An 18,602-nucleotide genomic window follows, 5' to 3' on the forward strand; every position below is an offset into this window, starting at 1 on the left:
TGAAATCATTTCTCTAAAACAAAAAATGCCATGACTAAGAAACTAGGATTAATTGTACCGCACGATTACAAATTATTGAGTATAGCAGCAATTTTAGAAGTTTTTGAAACTGCGAATAAGCTTTCTAATAAAGCTGAAAATCCATTTGAAATCAGGGTTTTTCAATCGAAAGAACAAATTGAGCAAGAGTATTTATTTGGTTATAAAGTCAATTCAATCGAAAGTTTGAATGAGATTTTAGATTTGATTTTAATTCCTGCTTTTACTACAGACAATATGAGTGAAATGATTGTCAAGAATAAAAAATTTATTCCCTGGCTGCAAAAACAACATAGCGCCGGAGCTGAATTGGCGAGTTTTTGTACAGGTGCATTTTTATTTGCTGCTTCAGGTTTACTGAACGAAAAACTCGCAACAACGCATGTTGACGCCTGCAGTGCTTTTACAAAAGCTTTTCCGTTAGTGAAATTAAAAGCCGAAGAAACTCTAACTGCTGATGGAAGTTTATATACAAGCGGCGGTTCTACCTCAACGTTTCATTTATTGATTCTTTTGGTTCAGAAATATTGCGGAAATGAGATTGCAGTTCAGATTGCGAAGATTTTTTCTATTGATTTAAACCGATATAAACAAAGTTATTTCAGCACTTTTAGACCGAATCATTTGCATAATGACACTTTGGTTGCTATGTTGCAGCAAAAAATTGAAAGTCAATATCACTCTATTGAAAAACTGGAAGAAATTACAAAAGATATTCCAACAAGTGCCAGAAACATGACACGAAGATTTAAACAAGTTACAGGAATTCCGCCAATTGAATATTTGCAAAATATAAGAGTTGAAAGTTCTAAAAAATACCTCGAACAAACCCAACTTTCAATTTCAGAAATTATTGAAAAAACCGGTTATAATGATCCAAAAGCGTTTAGAAAAGTATTCTATAAAATGGTGGGAATGAAACCAATTGAATATCGGGAGAAGTTTAGAGTGCAATAAAATAATTTATTAGATTTTTCTTATATTTATCTAAATTTAAAAAAAACCAAAAATGAAGAATATGATTTTCATTTGCTTAAGCGCATTCTTTTTATTCGGTTGCAATGCTGATCAGGTTAAGACAATAGATGGATTTAATGTTGATGCAAGTCAAAATATTGTAATTGTAAATTCTAATGGTAAAGATTTACTGGATTCTAATACTCCAAATGCTTATGACCAAAGTAAAATTAAAATTCTTTATTTGGTAAAAGGTAAATTAATTGAACAACCAAACGGTACTGATTATCCTCGTAACTTTTTAATTTACAAACAAGACAATTATAATGTTATTCGTGTTTTCCTGAATGCTTCAAAAGAAGAAGAATATCCGGAAACTTATATTCAATGGAGTCAAAACATTACCGATATAATAAAAGTTGAATACAGCAGAACACCAAATTCTATTACTAAAAAAAGCCTTTGGTTAAACAATGAATTAGTTTCTAATACTAATCCTTATTTAAAGATTGTAAAATAATATATGTTTTAAACACTGATTATTTTCTAAACTTGTTTCGTAAAAACTTAATCAGCAAATACAATACATATAGTATGATTAAAAATCCGATGACATTTATAACTTGCCAAAGAAATATATGTCCATTAGATTCTTCAACAGCTTCATTCATAACGCAATAGTTTTAGTAGTGATTTTATAAAGATACAAAAACGCAATTAATAAAAATTTACATTTAAAACTAAGGGTTTTATACTTTGCATTAACCAATAAAAAAAACCTGCTCAAATAATTGAACAGGTTTTAAGTAAATTTTGTCAAAGTAATATCAAGATTTATGAAGCGATTTCCATTCGTTTCAATAAATTTTTACTTAAGGTATGTTTCGCATAATCTTCATCGATTGTCAAAACTTTATCGTCTGAACTTGGTAATTCATACATTGCATCTGTTAAGATTGCTTCGCACAAAGAACGTAATCCACGGGCTCCTAATTTGTATTCTAAAGCTTTATCAACAATAAAATCTAATGCTTCATCAGTAATACTAAATTCAACATCATCCATTAAGAATAATTTTTGATACTGTTTGATTAACGCATTTTTAGGCTGTGTCAGGATGGCACGTAAAGTTTCTCTGTCTAAAGGATCCATATGCGTTAAAACTGGCAAACGACCAATTATCTCAGGAATCAAACCAAAATCTTTGATATCTTTTGGAATGATATATTGCAATAAATTGTCTTTGTCGATATTGTCTACATTTTTTGAAGTTGAATATCCAACTGCCTGACGGTTTAAACGTTTAGAAATAATACGTTCTACTCCATCAAAAGCACCACCTGCAATAAACAGGATGTTTTGGGTATTTACCTCAACAAATTTCTGGTCCGGATGTTTACGGCCTCCTTTTGGTGGTACGTTTACAACTGTTCCTTCTAATAATTTCAATAATGCTTGTTGTACACCTTCACCAGAAACGTCACGTGTTATGGATGGATTATCGCTCTTACGGGCAATTTTATCAATTTCATCAATAAATACGATTCCTCTTTCGGCTTTTGTTACATCATAATCAGCGGCTTGCAGTAAACGTGTCAAAATACTTTCGACATCTTCACCTACATAACCTGCTTCTGTAAGTACGGTTGCATCTACGATTGCCAAAGGAACGTCTAACATTTTTGCAATAGTTTTTGCTACCAATGTTTTTCCGGTTCCGGTTTGTCCAACCATAATGATGTTACTTTTTTCGATCTCTACTTCGTCGTCTAATTGCTGTTGCATTAAACGTTTGTAGTGATTGTAAACCGCAACTGACATTACTTTTTTTGTCTGATCCTGACCAATAACATATTGATCTAAGAAAGCTCTGATTTCTTTTGGTTTCTTTAAAATTAAGTCACCAACAAGTTTTGCGCTTCCGCTTGATTTTAATTCTTCTAATACAATTCCGTGTGCTTGTTCAATACACTTATCACAGATATGTGCATTAATACCTGCAATCAATAAATTGGTTTCTGGCTTTTTTCTTCCACAAAACGAACATTCTAATACTACTTTAGCCATTCTCTTTTAGTTACTAAGCTGCAAAGTTAATAAGTTTCTGAGATTTTTCATTAAAACCTCAAAAACTTAGTAGCTTATTAACTTATATTTTTGTTTCAAGTTTATTTTGTTTCAAGTTTCAAGTTAACTAAGCAACTTGAAACCCGAAACCTGAAACTAATTTTTTATCCTCTTCTTAATACTTCATCAATCATTCCGTATTCTTTTGCTTCGTCAGCTTTCATCCAGTAATCACGCTCACTGTCTTTGTGTACTCTTTCAAAAGATTGTCCTGAATGGTGTGAAATAATGTTGTACAATTCATCTTTAAGTTTCAACATTTCGCGTAAGTTGATTTCCATGTCAGTTGCAACTCCTTGTGCTCCTCCTGATGGCTGGTGAATCATAACTCTTGAATGTGGTAAAGCAGAACGTTTTCCTGCTGCTCCTGCGCATAATAAAACAGCTCCCATTGAGGCTGCCATACCGGTACAAATTGTAGCTACATCTGGTTTGATGTATTGCATGGTATCATAAATTCCAAGACCTGCGTAAACGCTTCCTCCTGGAGAGTTTAGATAAATTTGAATATCTTTTGATGCATCAGCACTTTCTAAAAATAATAACTGTGCCTGAACGATATTTGCGATTTGATCGTCGATACCTGTTCCTAAAAAGATGATTCTGTCCATCATTAATCTTGAAAAAACGTCTAATTGAGAAATGTTCAACTGACGTTCTTCGATAATGTATGGAGTCATATTAGTTGGATTCATTGCTGCTACGATTTTGTCGTAGTACATAGCGTTTACTCCTTGGTGCTTTGTAGCAAATTTTTTAAATTCTTTACCGTAGTTCATATTTTATCTGTCTAAAGTTTTACTTAATTTTTGGTATTATATTTTTAATTCCCACAAAGGTCATACCCTTTTCTAAAGAATGTCAATATGTCTTATTTCTAGCCCAGATAGCAGTGAAAAGCTTTTTGAAATGACAACTATTTTTTGTTGGTAAAAAAAAGCGACCAGCGGAAGCTCTTTTTTTACCTTACAAAAAAAGGCAGGCATGAAAAAACTTGTAACGATAGCTGGATTAGCTCCTGAAAAGTAATCAAAAAATAAGTTAAAACAAAAGAGCGTCAGGAAAAAAATCCTGACGCTCTAAATATATTTAATTTAGAAAATTATTCTCCGTAAGACGCAGCGATAAATTCTTCGTAAGTTACTTCTTTAGTTGTTGGATTTGCTTTTTCTTTAAACACTTCTAACAATTTTTCAGCCACAACTTGCTCAGAAAGTCTTTTTACTTCTTCCTGGTTCGATAAAACTCTTGCTACAATTCCCTGAACTTCTTCGTCAGTTGGATTTGTTTGTCCAAATTGTGCCATTTGTTGTCTGATAGCGTTTGTTGTAAAAGCTTTCAAATCTTCAAATGTAATTTGGATATTGCTTTGAGCCATTGCTTTTCCTTCGATTAATTGAAAACGTAATCCTCTTTCAGATCTTGCGTATTCAGCTTCAGCTTCTTGTGCAGAAAGTTTTTTCTCTCCAACAGTTTGCAGCCATTTTTTAAGGAATTCAGCCGGTAAATCAAATTTTGTGCTTTCGATTAGGAAATCCTGAACGTCTAACAATAATTTTTGATCTGCTTGCTGTGCGAATTGAGCTTCAGCATCTTCTTTAATTTTAGCTTTCAAATCTTCTAATGAAGCTACTTTTCCTTCTCCAAAAAGTTTATCGAATAACTCCTGATTTAATTCTGCTGGTTCAGAAACATTGATTGCTTCGATTGTAAAAGCTACATCAACTGCTAAACCATGAACATTATCGTGACCTACTTTTAAGTAATCCATTAATTGGTGATCGTCTTCGAATAAACCTTTTGTGTTTACTGTAACTACATCTCCAACTTCTTTTCCGATAAATAAATCAGCTGTTTTTTTATCTTTAAAAACTGACAATGAAAAAGTTGTTTTGTTTTCGATTCCGTTTTCTTCGTTTACGAAAGTTCCTGTAATATCAGAATCAGCAGTAATTTTTTCAACTGGATTTGCTTTTCCAAATTGTTTTTGGATACGTTCTACTTGTCCGTCGATTAATTTATCATCGGCCGTAACGATATATTTTACGATATTATTTTTTGCTTCTAAATCAATTTCGAAGTTAGGAACCAAACCAATTTCGTATTCGAAAGTTAGTTCTTCTGCATCCCAGTCAAAGTTTTCGTTTTCTTTAGCAAGAGGAGTTCCTAAAAGATTTAATCTTTCAGACTGAACAAAACGCTCTAAAGCCAAATCAACTACTTTTTTAACTTCTTCCTGCTTAATTGCTTTTCCGTATTGTTTTTCAACAAGGTCTTTAGGAACTTGTCCTTTTCTAAAACCTTTAACGGTAGCCAAAGGCATTTTTTCGTTTATTCTTTTTGCTACTTGACCTTTATAATCCATGTGAACAACTGTCATTACGATCGTTTCATTCACAGCGTCTATTGCTACTCTTTTAATATCCATCTCTTCTTTAATTTACATAATAAAATTGGGTTGCAAAATTATAAAATTTTTGCAACCCAACCAAGTTTTTAATCTATTGTATTTGAAGACGTTTTAAACGCCTTTTATATTTTAGGTTTATTTATCGTCTCCAAGTATTTTATATGTAATAGACTGAAGGATAGACAATATAATACTAAAGATCAACGCTGTCCAGAAGGAATCGACCGCAAAGCCTCCAACAATATTAGTACACAACAAAATTATAATTGCATTTATGACCAATAAAAATAAACCTAAAGTAATGAATGTGACAGGCAATGTCAGGATAACTAATATTGGTTTTATAAAAAGATTCAGCAATCCTAAAACCACTGCTACAATTACAGCTGTGGCGAAACTGGCAACATGAACTCCCGGCAGAAAATTAGCGATTAATAAAACCAATGCTGCAGTAACAAGAAGTCTGAGTAAAAAATTCATAGTTTTTGATTTAAAGTTTTAATAAAAGTAATGAAAATTTTATCAAAAACGATTACTCTTTTAGAAACTCCGTCGTTAATTCGAAAAACATTTTAGGATTTTCGGCATGAAGCCAATGTCCTGCATCTGGAATGGTTTCGAACTTTACATTTGGAAAATGCTGGCGTATTGCATCAAAATCTTCATCTAAAATATAGCCTGATTCTCCGCCGCGGATAAATAAGGTTGGTTTATCGAAAACCAAATCATCGGCCAGAGCTTTCCCGATTGCATCGAGATTATTATTGAAAACTTCAAGATTAAACCTAAAAGCTAATTGTCCCGGTTCTTGCCAATATAAATTTTTCAATAAAAACTGGCGAGTTCCAAAATCAGGAACATATTGCGCTACGATTGCTTCGACGTCATTTCGGCTTGGTTTTACAGAAAAATCTACTGCATTTAAACCTGCCAAAATATCCTGATGATGTTGTTTATAGGCTTTTGGACCAATATCTGCGACAATTAATTTATCGACAATTTCAGGATGTGTGGTTGCAAAAAGCATAGCTACTTTTCCGCCCATCGAATGTCCTAGAATATCAATTTTAGCTAATTGATTCGCCTGACAATATTCGAAAACATCCTGTACCATGGCTTCGTAACTCCATTCATCTGAATGAAAACTGCGGCCGTGATTTCGCAAATCTAAAATATGAACCTGAAAACCAGCTTCTACATATTGTCCTGCCAGCGTTTTCCAGTTATCAGACATCCCCAGAAATCCATGCATGATGATAAATGGTTTTCCTTCGCCTTCTATTTTTGAGTATAACATCTCTATTTTGCTTTTAAAAACTATTAATACAAAGGTAAAAAACTTATTCTTCAATCTCTCATTAGAAGTTATCCTTAAAATTAATTGAAGGATATTTTATTAAAAAAGTTTACGATTTTACGGTTTCACGTAAGCTTTCTAAAATCTGTTAAAGTATCTTGCGGCTTTAAAAATCAAGCTGAAAATTTGATTTAATCCATTAATTAAATACCATACCATGATTAAAAAACTACTTTTATTATCATTAGTTGTTTCTCAACTTACTATTTCATGTTCAAGTGAAGACAGTCCGGAAAACACTCCGGAAACTCCAGAACAAACATTAGCAGAACAAATTGCAGCAATCGTTAAACAACCTTACTCTGCATTAAAACCAGCTGACCAAAAAATAAAATTAGAAGCTGAAGCTAATGACATGTTGGTACAATTAGACAAAACAAAAAGTTCAAGCGCTATTGAAGCAATCGAAAATTTAAACAGACTGTTAGACATTAGTACTGTTGATATTTTTAACGGAAAAAATGATAATGAAGTTGAAGATATTATCAATATTTCTGGCGTTTATGGTGTTTATACCTGGAACAACGCAGGAAAAAAATGGGATAAAACAGCATCGACTACAGAATTGAAATTTGTTTTTCCTGCTAAAGAATCTCAAACGGCAAACAATGCTTCTTTTTCTTCAAAAAGTGTTTCTTCTGATGTAAAAGTTGAACTTTTTGATAGTTATAATGGAAACGCAGATGTATATGACAATATTTTCCTTCCTTCTTCATCAGATGCGATCTTAACAATTGACAATGTACAATCGGCTACATTTACTCAAACTGCTAAATATTCCAGTAAAAACCAATCACCAGATGATTTCGCTTATAAAATGACCTTAAATGATGGTTATACTTGGGAAATGAGTGGTAAAAAATCTGCTGAAAGCAACTCTAAAGCTGTTCTTACTTACAACGGAAAAACTTTACTTGACTTTAATTCAGGAAGTACTGCAAACATCGATGGTTTAATTGACAACGATGCACTTGTTCAATACAGAGGAAAAGCAAATGGATTGATCAAATTGATGGACAATTTTGTTATTGTTGCTCAAACAGATCTTGCAACTGCTGCTGCAGATGATGCCGCGCTTGAACAAACGGTAACTTATCCAAATAATTATAATTCTCCAACTTATTATGCTGATATAAACGCTTATTACAAGAAAAATGCTGATGGTAAAGTTGCTAATTTTAATAAAAACATGAAGTTAATTTTAGTTTCTAAAAAAGACGGAACTAAAATAGCCGATATTATTCAGCATGCAGAAAAAGGATATAGCTATACAACTACACAACCTAAATGGGTTGTTGATGCAGGTTACGATGAAGGCGGATATTGGACTTATGATGGTGGTACAGAAGTAACAGTTCAGTACTATGATACAGTAGAATACCTTAAATTTAATGACAATACTGAAGTTTCTATGAGTACATATTTCTCAGAAGGATTCAGTACTTTCGAAACTAAATTTGAAGATTTTATTAAAGCTTTCGAAAAATAATATTCTTTTTAGAATCATAATAAAAGCCGATTTGAAAATAATTTCAAATCGGCTTTATTTTTTTGGAGGCGTTTTTACAATTAAAGTACTTTGCCCATAACCGGCCCAAATACCTATTCCGCCTTTTATATTCGATTTCAGGCTCGTATTTGCAGGATAAATAGGGTTTCTGCTGTTTACAATTTCGTTTTGCCAGCTGTTCCAGAAATCTAAGGCATCTTTGTTTTGCGTTCTTAATTTTACAAAAATCAAATCGCCATCCGCAAAATAAGGTGTGAATTTTGTTTTAGGAAAAAGTATAATTCCTCTGTTTATTTGTTGCGAAACTGAAGCTGTCTGAAAATTTTTATCGTCTAAATTACCATAAAATGACGGAACAAAAATAGGTTCTTCGCCATCGATTTTTGTTGCAATCTGGTAATAGTTTTTTTCATTTAAGGGATCATCAAATTTTACAAAAACATAACCTGTTGTGTCTGTAGGAATTTTTTTTATATACTCGGCACTTTTTAACTGAACCGTTTTTGGGATTGTTGTTACCGCTTCTACAACCCGATTTAAATATTCAATTTTAAGCGAATATTCTTTTCCTGCTTCTCCTTTTAAGGTTAATCCGTAATATACAAATGGCGGCACTCGGTTTTTATCGTTTTTAACTTTTAAAACTTCAGATGTTTCTCCGTCAGAAATAGTAATTTTTGCTGATCTTATAACATGATTTAAAACGTTTGTAGAATCAATAACATCTGTAACCGGAATACTGCTCGACAATAAAACCTGTGCATAATCGCCTTCTTCGATCCAGCCTTCTACAACAATTTTAGATTCGAGGCTTTTTTGTTCACTAAAATCATCTTTAGAACAACCTGCCATTATTAAAACAAAAAGAAACAGTATATATTTTTTCATCTTTTAAAATTTAAATCTCCAACTTACCGAAGGAAGAATTCTGTACAAAACCTTTTTTTCCTGTTTTACAACAACGCTTGTTTTATCTTCGTTTACCTGAACATTCAGCACCACATAAATTGGATTATCGATATTAAAGGTATTATAAATAGAGAAATTCAAAGCGCTTTCTTTTTTATTTGTTTTCAGGAAAAAGTAATTCACAGAAAGATCCGTTCTGATATAATTTGGCATTTGCGCATTATTATAACCTGAATATTCTTTGACTGGATTATTATTGATAAAATACCAGGAAGTTGGCATCGTAAATCGGTTTCCGGAACTAAAAATCTGCGTAACGCCAAAATTCCATTTTTGGTTTAAATCATACATTCCAACTACCGAAAGATTATGGCGACGATCATATTTGGCAAAATAGGTGTTTCCGTTATTAAGTTCATCAAAATTTCGATCAGACCAGCTCAATGTATAACTTAACCAGCCGGTAAATTTTCCGTTGCTTTTTTTCAACATCATTTCAAGTCCATACGCTTTTCCTTTTCCAACCAGCAAATCATTTTTAAGTGTTGTAGTTTCATTAAACTGCGTTATTCCATAAGGATATTCCAGCAAATCTTTCATCAAACGATAAAATCCTCCAAAAGAAGAACTATAGTTTCTTGAAATATTTTGGTTTGAACCAATAGAAAATTCGTCTGATGATTGTGGTTTTATGCCATCTGAACTCGCAATCCAAAAATCTGTCGGGATTCCAACGCTCGAAGTCGTTATCAAACTCAAATATTGATATTGTTTGTTGTAAGAAGCATAAAAAGAGTATTTATTGTTTGGGTAATAATTCAACAATACGCGTGGCTGAAAATGCAAATACGAATTATTAGAACCGGAAGTATAATAATTGATTCGAAGTCCTAATTCTGCGATTACATTATCGAATAATTTTGGTTTTGCAGTTGTAAAAACAGAAGCTTCATTTGCATTTATACTATTGTTTTGAGAAGTATTATTATTAGAAGTCAGATTTTCTACATTGACTTTTTGAGGCTGCAAATCATGATATACATATTGAAAACCAGATTCAAAAGAAATGTTTTTAATGGAATATCGAACTGAATTATTAAACCCAAAATCTTTTACATAAGATGAAACTCCAAACTGAATTGTCGCTTGTTCCATTTTCAAATCATTCGAATATTGACTAAAATAAACAGAGTTTGACATGTTCACTTTAGGCGAAATTGTAGTTGTTAAAGTTGGAGAAACAGTAAAATTACTCCATTCTAAACTGGTTTTCAGAGCCAAATTTTCATCTTTGATTTTCAATTCATCTCCGCTAATAAAAGCGTCAACAGAAAGCAGATTGTTTTTAGAAATTTGAGATATGAATGTTATATTTCCATCTGAAAATCCGTATTTCATATCCTGAACATCTTTGTTTTTCGAATCGGAATTCAATAATGGCGCAACAATTTCATCAATGTAAGTTTTTCTGCCCGAAATATAAATTCCGGTTTTTTCGGTCATCGGAATTGCCAAAGTAAGCTGCGAGGCTAAAATTCCGACATTTCCCTGAATTTCAAATTCCGAAGACACTTTTTTATTCGGAATTAAAAGCGTTGTCGAACTTAAACGTCCACCGTATTTGGCATTGGAACTTGATTTATCAAATTCTACTTCCTTAATATGGTCTGTGTTGTAAAAAGGAAAAATGCCTAGTAAATGCGACATTCCGTATATTGGAGTTCCGTTGTATAATATGGCATTGTGTCCGGGATCTCCGCCTCTTACATATAAATATCCGTTTGCATCTCCGGAATTCTGAACTCCGGGCGTCAATTGCAACAATTTTATAATATCTGTAGTTCCTAAAACGGTTGGGACTGATGATAATTCTTTTAAATTGAAAGATAATTTTCCGCCTGATAAAGTTGTAATCCCGCTTTTTTTATCATTAGAAATGACCACTTCTTTTAAAAGGGAAATATCTTTTTCTAATACAATTGAAATTATAGTGTCTTTGGTCAAATTAAAACTGACAGTATTGTTAAGAAAACCAATCTGGTTTACAGTTATCGTAACTTGTCCTAAAGGAATATTTTGCGAAAAATTACCCAAAGAATCTGATACCGCAAAATAGTGCTGCTTATTGGTTTCTAAGGAAATACTGGAACCAATGAGGTTTTCGTTATCAGAAGATTTTATATTCCCCATTATAGTTGCTTTGGATTGCGCAAATACATTAGAAAAACAAAATAATAATAAAAGGAGAATAATTGTTTTTGGCACTTGGGTTTTAATAAGAAAAGTGCGAAAATAGACAATTATAAATCAATTTTTAACCGATGTAAATGTTTTATTTTTTGTTTAAAACTTATATCCTAAAAAGCTCATTGTTACCGGTATGTCGCATGAGGGATAGAAGTGGAAATCCTTTTGTTTTTTTTCAAAAAACAAAAGATTTAAACGAAAAGCCCAACCCGCTCCCGAGGCTTCGTGACTGCGGGTCATGCCATACTTCTTTTTATTTCAATTTATTCAAATACATATTCACCACATTATCCAAACCAAGATAAAGTGCTTCTGAAATTAAAGCGTGACCAATAGAAACTTCTAATAATCCCGGAATATTTTGTTTGAAAAACTGAATATTATCCAAACTTAAATCGTGTCCGGCGTTGATTCCCAAACCTAATACGTTCGCCAATTCTGCTGCTTTAATGTAAGGATCAATTCCGTTTTTATTTCCTAAATCGTATTGATGTGCAAAAGCTTCGGTGTATAATTCGATTCTGTCTGTTCCCGTTTTTTTAGCGCCTTCGATCATTTCATTAATTGGATCAACAAAAATCGAAGTTCTGATTCCGTTACGTTGAAATTCCTGAATCACTTCAGTCAAATAATCCTGATTTTTTATCGTATCCCAACCTGCAGAAGATGTAATGGCACCAATTGCATCAGGAACTAAGGTAACCTGCGTTGGTTTGCATTCTAAAACCAAATCGATAAAATTGTGCTGTGGATTTCCTTCAATATTATATTCGGTATGAACGATTGCTTTTAAATCGCGGGCATCCTGATAACGTATGTGACGCTCGTCCGGACGTGGATGAATGGTGATTCCCTGACCTCCGAATTTCTGAATATCGGCAGCAACTTTTAATAAATTAGGAACATTTCCGCCACGTGCATTTCTTAAGGTTGCAATTTTATTGATATTTACACTTAACTTTGTCATATAAATAGATAATTAATTCTAGTAACACTATATTTGTTACGACAAAAATACAAAGTAAAACGTAGCAGTTTTTGCTATTTTTTGATTATTTTGCATCAAATATCCTCAATTGATTTATGACAGAAATTACTAATTATATCACCAATGATTTCAGAGCGATTGATAGTCAGGAAACGATAGCATCTGTTCAGGACTTTTTTGCCGATTTGAATTTCTCGCATTTTCCTGTTTTAGAAAATGGAATTTTTATTGGAAGTATCGCTTCAGACGATGTTGAAACTTTTGATTTAGATAAAAAAGCCATCGATTACAAATATACCCTGGAACGTTTTTTTGCCAGAAAATCAATGATATGGCTCGATGTTTTAGAAGTTTTTGCAAAAAACCACACAAACGTAATTCCGGTTCTTGACGAAAACAATGCTTATGTTGGTTATTATGAAATGGAAGATATCATGAAATTTTTTCAGGAAACTCCATTTTTAAAAGAACAAGGCGGTATTATTATCGTTCAAAAAGGACTTTTAGATTACTCAATGGGTCAGGTTACTCAAATTGTAGAAAGCAATAACGGCAAGATTCTGGGCTGTTTTGTATCTGAAGCTGACTTAGAAAACGTTCAGATTACCATAAAAATTGGCGTTGGGCCTATGAATGAAATTATTCAGACGTATAGAAGATACGGTTATGAAATTATTTCTGAACATCAGGAAGATGCTTATATCAACAGTTTAAAAGAACGTTCAGATTATTTAGACAAATACCTTAATATATAATGAGAAAATTAGAGAATGAGTCAATTAGATAATTTTCCGACTCAATAAACATTATCTAATTTTCTAATTGCCAAAATTATCTAATTAACACATTATCTAATTAAAAAGAATGAAAGTAGCCATTTACGGACAGTATTATCAAAACAGTACAGAGCCCATTATCAAAGATATTTTTGTGTTTTTCAATACCAATAATGTCGAAATGGTAATTGAAGAAAACTTTCTGAAAATGCTTCACGAAAAGCAACTCGTAAAAAAGGAATATAAAACCTTTGCTTCGAGCACGTCATTAGATGATAGTTTTGAAATGCTGATTAGCATTGGAGGTGACGGTACTATTTTAAGAGCCGCTACCTTAGTTCGTAATTCCGGTGTACCTATATTAGGAATCAATGCCGGAAGATTAGGTTTTTTGGCAACTGTTCCGAAAGAAAGTATTGATAATTTTTTGCAGTTTGTGATTGATAAAAATTATACGATTTCTGAAAGAACATTACTGAGTTTAACCTGTGAACCCAAAAATGATGCAATTGAGGATGATCTTAATTTCGCTATGAACGAAGTTACGGTAAGCCGAAAAGACACCACATCGATGATTACGGTTGACACCTATTTAAACAATGAATATTTAAATTCATACTGGGCAGATGGCTTGATAATTTCTACACCAACGGGTTCGACAGGATATTCATTAAGCTGTGGCGGACCAATATTAACGCCTAATGTCGAAAGTTTAGTCATTACACCAATAGCGCCACATAACTTAAACGCCAGACCACTTGTAATTCCTGATAATACAGAGATAAAACTTCGTGTTTCCGGAAGAGAAGATCAATATTTAGTTTCGTTAGATTCGAGAATTGCTTCAGTTAAAAATGAATCTGTTTTAACAATCAGTAAAACAGGCTTCAAAATTAAAATGATAGAAATTCCGGGCGAAACTTTCCTGAAAACATTGAGAAATAAATTGCTTTGGGGTGAGGACAAAAGAAATTAGGCCTTTTCCGACACCTCAATATACGATAATACCACTTTTTCTCGTTCTGCATGTATCGAATCCTCATTAAATGTTTCAAAATCATAACGTAAATTGAAAAAAAAGCACATTTAATCAAAGGAACGTTGATTCGTATTGATAATTATTATATTTGCACGCAATTTTGAATTAAATGAAGAAAATTTTTAATTTATTGTTATGTTTTTTTCCCTTTATCACACTGAATGCTCAAATAAATGAGATTGGTGTTTTTCTTGGTGGAAGCAACTTTGTAGGAGACGTTGGTAGTACAACTTATATTAATCCGGATAAAATAGCTTTTGGCGTTTTATATAAATGGAATAAGAGTCCGCGTCATTCCTATCGTTTCTCTTATACACAATCTTCCGTTTCCGGAAATGATCTGGATTCAGAAGAAACAGGCAGAAGCAAAAGAGGTTATAGCTTTAAAAATGATATAAAAGAACTTTCTGCAGGTTTAGAGTTTAATTTTTTCGACTTTAACCTTCATGATGATCATATGAAAATTACGCCTTATGTATATTCAGGATTAAGTTTCTTTATGTTTGACCAGCTGTATCGTTACACAACAAGTCCAAACGTAACGCATACACAAAATGGAAATTCATTTGCAATACCTATAACATTGGGTATAAAATCGAATATTTCGCCCAATTTTGTTTTGGGACTTGAAGTTGGAGCCCGTTATACTTTTACGGATGATATTGACGGAAGCAACCCAAATACAACCAATGCAAATATTATGCATTTTGGAAATTTAAATAATAATGACTGGTATGTTTTCTCAGGTATTACATTAACGTATACCTTTGGACAAAAACCCTGCTATTGCGCATATTAATAAAAATGGATTTACTAGACTCTATAGACCACAAAAACTTACCCAAACATCTGGCCATTATCATGGACGGAAATGGTCGTTGGGCCAAACAACAAGGCTTTTTAAGAGCATTTGGTCATGAAAACGGAACGAAATCTGTAAAAAAAACGATTAAAACCTGTGCCAAACTTGGTATTGAGTTTTTAACCTTATACGCTTTTTCTACAGAAAACTGGAACCGCCCAAAATTAGAAGTCGATGCATTAATGAAAATATTGATTAATTCATTAAAAAAAGAACTCGTTACTCTGCAAGAAAATAATATCAAGCTTAATGCAATTGGAAATCTTGATAAATTGCCAAAATCAGCCCAAAAGGAGCTCCAGGACGTTATTGATAAAACAAAAAATAATACACGTCTTACGTTAACTCTTGCTTTAAGTTATGGATCAAGAGAAGAATTGGTAAATGCTGTGAGAATCATCAGTGATAAAGTTAAAAATAATATAATTTCAATAGACACTATTGACGATTCAATTATAAATGAGCATCTTTACACGCAAAATTTACCTGACGTAGATTTATTAATACGAACAAGTGGAGAACATAGAATAAGTAATTTTTTGCTGTGGCAGATAGCCTACGCAGAATTATATTTTACTAATGTCTTGTGGCCAGACTTTAAAGACCAGGATTTATATGAGGCTATTATTAGTTATCAAAAAAGAGAACGTAGATTTGGAAAAACCAGTGAACAAATTAAATAATTTTTTAGTGTTACAAAAAAGAATACAAATAGCCCTTACCCTGATTCTTTTGGGTAGTTTTTCACAAATAAAAGCACAAGAAAGAGTTCCTTTTGATCAAGGAAAAAAATACATTCTTGCCAAAGTTTCTGTTGTTGGTAAAATAAGCTTCAATGAACAAACTGTTGTTACCTTTTCAGGTCTTCAAAAAGGTCAGGAAATAACCGTTCCTGGTGAAGAAATCAGTGGTGCTATCAAAAAATTAGGCAAACTTGGCCTGTTTGACGAAATTGCCTTCTATATTAATAAGGTAGAAAACGACAGTATTTATCTTGATCTTAATATCGTTGAACTTCCTAAACTAAACGAAGTTAAATTTGTTGGCATTAAGAAAAGTAAAGTCGAAGGATTAATTAAGGACAACAACCTGACAAAGAACAAAATTGTCAATGAAAACTTAATTACGACAACTAAAAACTACATCGAAAACAAATACAAAAAAGAAGGTTTTTATAATACTAAAGTCACCATTACAAATACACCGGACACTACCGCCGGAAGCCATCAGGTAAATATGCTGGTTCGGATCGATAAAGGCGACAAGGTAAAAATTCGCAGCATTGACTTCATCGGTAATGAAAAACTTACTGATACGCAGTTAAAATCTGCTATGAAAGACACTAAGGAAAAAAATATCCTTCATGTTTTTAAATCCTCAAAATTCATTCCTGAAAAATACAAAACCGACTTAGAAAAAGTTGTCGCTGCCTATAAGGAAAAAGGATATCGTGATGCACGTATTATATACGACTCTGTTAATTATATTAAGGAGAAGAATATGCTGGCAATCAAAATTAATGTTGAAGAAGGAAACAAATACTACTTTGGAAATATTAAGTTTTTAGGAAATACTGTTTATTCTGATCAATTGTTAAATCGCTATTTAGGAATCAAAAAAGGAGAAACTTATAATGGTGTTTTACTAGAAAAAAGAATCGCTGATAAATCTAAACCAGACGCAGAAGATATAACAAACTTATACCAAAATAATGGTTATTTGTTCTCTAACATTAATGCTGTAGAGGTAAAAACCGTAAATGATACAATAGATTTTGAAATTAGAGTTACAGAAGGTCCTATTGCCTACTTTAATAAAATATCTGTTGTAGGAAATGACAAAACAAACGATCACGTTATCTACCGTGAGTTAAGAACTAAACCAGGAGAAAAGTACAGTAAAGAACAATTGGTTAGAACAATTCGTGAGATTGGACAATTAGGATTCTTTGATCCGGAGGCTATCGAACCAAAATTCAAAAATGTAGATGCCGGAGCCGGAACAGTAGATATTGAATATAATGTTGTAGAAAAAGGATCAAGCCAGGTGGAACTTCAGGGAGGTTATGGCGGCGGTGGTTTTATTGGTACCTTAGGGCTATCATTTAACAACTTCTTAGCCAGAAAGCTATTCGACAAAGAAGCCTATAAGCCTCTGCCAATGGGAGATGGACAAAAAGTATCGCTGCGTTTACAAGGAAGTACCTATTTCCAAACGTATAGTGTATCGTTCTCAGAACCATGGTTTGGTGGGAAAAAACCTGTACAATTTAGCTCTTCTATCTCATATAGTAAACAATTTCTTAATAATTATGTGACTAGTAAGGTCGATAAGTCCAAAAGTTTTAATATTTTTACAATCCAGGTAGGACTAGCGAAAAGATTACAAGTACCGGATGATTATTTTGTACTGTCACAATCGGTGAGTTACCAACATTATGATTTGAATAATTATAATACAGGTTTATTTACTTTTGGTAATGGAGCATCAAGAAACTTAGCGTATACAATTGGACTTACAAGAAGCAATAAAGGAGTTAACCCGATATTCCCAATGTATGGTTCAGAGTTCAGTATCTCGGCAAAAGTTACACCTCCATACTCATTATTTAATGGTATTGATTACGGAGATTTAAAGAATCAAAAGGATTACAAGTCTAAATGGACAGGAGAATCAACTTCTGGTGTAGACGGTAAACCACTTAATAATGGTGATTACATAAAATCAGAAACTGTAAATGGTCAGACAGGAACAGTAAGTGTTGGATCAGATTACGGAAGCGCAGATACAGATGTTGCTAAAGTCGATCAGAAAAAATACAATTGGTTAGAATATTATAAAGTTAAATTTAAAGCGGATTGGTATACTAAACTGTATGGTAAATTAGTTTTAAGAACTTTAACTGAATTTGGTTTCTTAGGAGCATACGATCAGGCAAGAGGTGTTGTACCGTTTGAACGCTTTTATTTAGGAGGAGACGGAATGGCTAATTATTCTATGGATGGTAGAGAGACTATCCAGTTAAGAGGTTATCCAAACAACTCATTAACTCCAACAAATGCAGCGGGAGATCAGATTGGAGCAACAATTTATAACAAATTCTCTATGGAATTACGTTATCCGATTACATTAAAATCGTCTGCTTCGATATATGCCTTAACGTTTTTAGAAGCAGGATCATCATATCCTACGTTTAAAGATTATAACCCATTTGATTTGAGCCGTTCAGCTGGTGCTGGTTTACGTGTATTCATGCCGGCATTTGGTTTATTAGGTATTGATTTTGGTTATGGATTTGATGCGCTTCCAGGTGAGACAAAAGCGCATGGTTGGGAAACACACTTTATCATAGGACAACAGTTCTAGATAAAATAAATTTAT

Annotated in this window: 16 protein-coding genes; 8 read left to right on the plus strand and 8 right to left on the minus strand. The window is 32.8% G+C overall.

Going from position 1 to position 18,602, the window contains the following annotated elements:
• Positions 1–30: 30 nt before the first annotated feature.
• Together ACZ0AH_RS19845 and ACZ0AH_RS19850 are read left to right on the plus strand one after the other, a co-directional pair.
• Positions 31–996, plus strand: coding sequence for a GlxA family transcriptional regulator (locus ACZ0AH_RS19845; RefSeq protein WP_463477491.1), 966 nt, complete (start codon positions 31–33; stop codon positions 994–996).
• 61 nt (positions 997–1,057) lie between these two features.
• Complete coding sequence (locus ACZ0AH_RS19850; RefSeq protein WP_463477492.1) at positions 1,058–1,516, plus strand: hypothetical protein; 459 nt, start codon at positions 1,058–1,060, stop codon at positions 1,514–1,516.
• Between the two features lie 314 nt (positions 1,517–1,830).
• Here the strand turns inward: ACZ0AH_RS19850 and clpX are convergent, their stop codons facing one another.
• The 5 genes from clpX to ACZ0AH_RS19875 form a co-directional block, all read right to left on the minus strand.
• A complete protein-coding gene (gene clpX, locus ACZ0AH_RS19855) occupies positions 1,831–3,063 on the minus strand; it encodes an ATP-dependent Clp protease ATP-binding subunit ClpX (protein ID WP_463477493.1) in 1,233 nt (410 codons plus the stop codon).
• Between the two features lie 164 nt (positions 3,064–3,227).
• Positions 3,228–3,902, minus strand: a complete 675-nt coding sequence (gene clpP / locus ACZ0AH_RS19860; RefSeq protein WP_463477494.1) for an ATP-dependent Clp endopeptidase proteolytic subunit ClpP — start codon at positions 3,900–3,902, stop codon at positions 3,228–3,230.
• 323 nt (positions 3,903–4,225) lie between these two features.
• Complete coding sequence (locus ACZ0AH_RS19865) at positions 4,226–5,551, minus strand: trigger factor (protein ID WP_463477495.1); 1,326 nt, start codon at positions 5,549–5,551, stop codon at positions 4,226–4,228.
• A gap of 117 nt (positions 5,552–5,668) precedes the next feature.
• Positions 5,669–6,013 (minus strand): phage holin family protein, encoded by a 345-nt coding sequence (locus ACZ0AH_RS19870; protein ID WP_463477496.1) that lies wholly within the window; start codon positions 6,011–6,013, stop codon positions 5,669–5,671.
• Between the two features lie 52 nt (positions 6,014–6,065).
• On the minus strand, positions 6,066–6,830 hold the full coding sequence (locus ACZ0AH_RS19875; RefSeq protein ID WP_463477497.1) for an alpha/beta fold hydrolase: 765 nt from the start codon (positions 6,828–6,830) through the stop codon (positions 6,066–6,068).
• A gap of 217 nt (positions 6,831–7,047) precedes the next feature.
• Between ACZ0AH_RS19875 and ACZ0AH_RS19880 the strand changes: the two genes are divergently transcribed.
• Entirely contained in the window at positions 7,048–8,379 is a 1,332-nt protein-coding gene (locus tag ACZ0AH_RS19880) for a hypothetical protein (RefSeq protein ID WP_463477498.1), read from the plus strand.
• A 54-nt stretch (positions 8,380–8,433) separates the two neighbouring features.
• On the opposite strand, the gene ACZ0AH_RS19885 is transcribed toward ACZ0AH_RS19880, so the two are convergent.
• The 3 genes from ACZ0AH_RS19885 to ACZ0AH_RS19895 form a co-directional block, all read right to left on the minus strand.
• On the minus strand, positions 8,434–9,288 hold the full coding sequence (locus ACZ0AH_RS19885; RefSeq protein ID WP_463477499.1) for a DUF4249 domain-containing protein: 855 nt from the start codon (positions 9,286–9,288) through the stop codon (positions 8,434–8,436).
• A gap of 3 nt (positions 9,289–9,291) precedes the next feature.
• On the minus strand, positions 9,292–11,499 hold the full coding sequence (locus ACZ0AH_RS19890; RefSeq protein ID WP_463477500.1) for a TonB-dependent receptor plug domain-containing protein: 2,208 nt from the start codon (positions 11,497–11,499) through the stop codon (positions 9,292–9,294).
• Between the two features lie 310 nt (positions 11,500–11,809).
• Positions 11,810–12,523 (minus strand): pyridoxine 5'-phosphate synthase, encoded by a 714-nt coding sequence (locus tag ACZ0AH_RS19895; RefSeq protein WP_463477501.1) that lies wholly within the window; start codon positions 12,521–12,523, stop codon positions 11,810–11,812.
• Positions 12,524–12,639: 116 nt separating this feature from the next.
• On the opposite strand from ACZ0AH_RS19895, the gene ACZ0AH_RS19900 reads away from it, so the two are divergent.
• The 5 genes from ACZ0AH_RS19900 to ACZ0AH_RS19920 all read left to right on the plus strand — a co-directional run bounded on the left by ACZ0AH_RS19900 (position 12,640) and on the right by ACZ0AH_RS19920 (position 18,587).
• A complete protein-coding gene (locus tag ACZ0AH_RS19900; protein WP_463477502.1) occupies positions 12,640–13,299 on the plus strand; it encodes a CBS domain-containing protein in 660 nt (219 codons plus the stop codon).
• 109 nt (positions 13,300–13,408) lie between these two features.
• On the plus strand, positions 13,409–14,296 hold the full coding sequence (locus ACZ0AH_RS19905; RefSeq protein WP_463477503.1) for an NAD kinase: 888 nt from the start codon (positions 13,409–13,411) through the stop codon (positions 14,294–14,296).
• A gap of 172 nt (positions 14,297–14,468) precedes the next feature.
• Positions 14,469–15,158 (plus strand): type IX secretion system protein PorG, encoded by a 690-nt coding sequence (gene porG, locus ACZ0AH_RS19910; protein WP_463477504.1) that lies wholly within the window; start codon positions 14,469–14,471, stop codon positions 15,156–15,158.
• A 5-nt stretch (positions 15,159–15,163) separates the two neighbouring features.
• The gene (locus ACZ0AH_RS19915; RefSeq protein ID WP_463477505.1) at positions 15,164–15,904 is read left to right on the plus strand and encodes an isoprenyl transferase; all 741 of its coding nucleotides are present in this window, start codon (positions 15,164–15,166) and stop codon (positions 15,902–15,904) included.
• A complete protein-coding gene (locus ACZ0AH_RS19920; protein ID WP_463477506.1) occupies positions 15,837–18,587 on the plus strand; it encodes a BamA/OMP85 family outer membrane protein in 2,751 nt (916 codons plus the stop codon). Before ACZ0AH_RS19915 ends, ACZ0AH_RS19920 begins: the two co-directional genes overlap by 68 nt.
• Positions 18,588–18,602: the final 15 nt, after the last annotated feature.

The sequence above is a fragment of the Flavobacterium sp. AC105 genome (genome assembly GCF_979258495.1).

Excerpts from the sequence above, each read along its gene's own strand:
- ACZ0AH_RS19845 (WP_463477491.1), top strand. The coding sequence starts at position 31 with ATGACTAAGAAACTAGGATTAATTGTACCGCACGATTACAAATTATTG.
- ACZ0AH_RS19850 (WP_463477492.1), top strand. The coding sequence starts at position 1,058 with ATGATTTTCATTTGCTTAAGCGCATTCTTTTTATTCGGTTGCAATGCT.
- clpX (WP_463477493.1), bottom strand. The coding sequence starts at position 3,063 with ATGGCTAAAGTAGTATTAGAATGTTCGTTTTGTGGAAGAAAAAAGCCA.
- clpP (WP_463477494.1), bottom strand. The coding sequence starts at position 3,902 with ATGAACTACGGTAAAGAATTTAAAAAATTTGCTACAAAGCACCAAGGA.
- ACZ0AH_RS19865 (WP_463477495.1), bottom strand. The coding sequence starts at position 5,551 with ATGGATATTAAAAGAGTAGCAATAGACGCTGTGAATGAAACGATCGTA.
- ACZ0AH_RS19870 (WP_463477496.1), bottom strand. The coding sequence starts at position 6,013 with ATGAATTTTTTACTCAGACTTCTTGTTACTGCAGCATTGGTTTTATTA.
- ACZ0AH_RS19875 (WP_463477497.1), bottom strand. The coding sequence starts at position 6,830 with ATGTTATACTCAAAAATAGAAGGCGAAGGAAAACCATTTATCATCATG.
- ACZ0AH_RS19880 (WP_463477498.1), top strand. The coding sequence starts at position 7,048 with ATGATTAAAAAACTACTTTTATTATCATTAGTTGTTTCTCAACTTACT.
- ACZ0AH_RS19885 (WP_463477499.1), bottom strand. The coding sequence starts at position 9,288 with ATGAAAAAATATATACTGTTTCTTTTTGTTTTAATAATGGCAGGTTGT.
- ACZ0AH_RS19890 (WP_463477500.1), bottom strand. The coding sequence starts at position 11,499 with ATGGGGAATATAAAATCTTCTGATAACGAAAACCTCATTGGTTCCAGT.
- ACZ0AH_RS19895 (WP_463477501.1), bottom strand. The coding sequence starts at position 12,523 with ATGACAAAGTTAAGTGTAAATATCAATAAAATTGCAACCTTAAGAAAT.
- ACZ0AH_RS19900 (WP_463477502.1), top strand. The coding sequence starts at position 12,640 with ATGACAGAAATTACTAATTATATCACCAATGATTTCAGAGCGATTGAT.
- ACZ0AH_RS19905 (WP_463477503.1), top strand. The coding sequence starts at position 13,409 with ATGAAAGTAGCCATTTACGGACAGTATTATCAAAACAGTACAGAGCCC.
- porG (WP_463477504.1), top strand. The coding sequence starts at position 14,469 with ATGAAGAAAATTTTTAATTTATTGTTATGTTTTTTTCCCTTTATCACA.
- ACZ0AH_RS19915 (WP_463477505.1), top strand. The coding sequence starts at position 15,164 with ATGGATTTACTAGACTCTATAGACCACAAAAACTTACCCAAACATCTG.
- ACZ0AH_RS19920 (WP_463477506.1), top strand. The coding sequence starts at position 15,837 with ATGAGGCTATTATTAGTTATCAAAAAAGAGAACGTAGATTTGGAAAAA.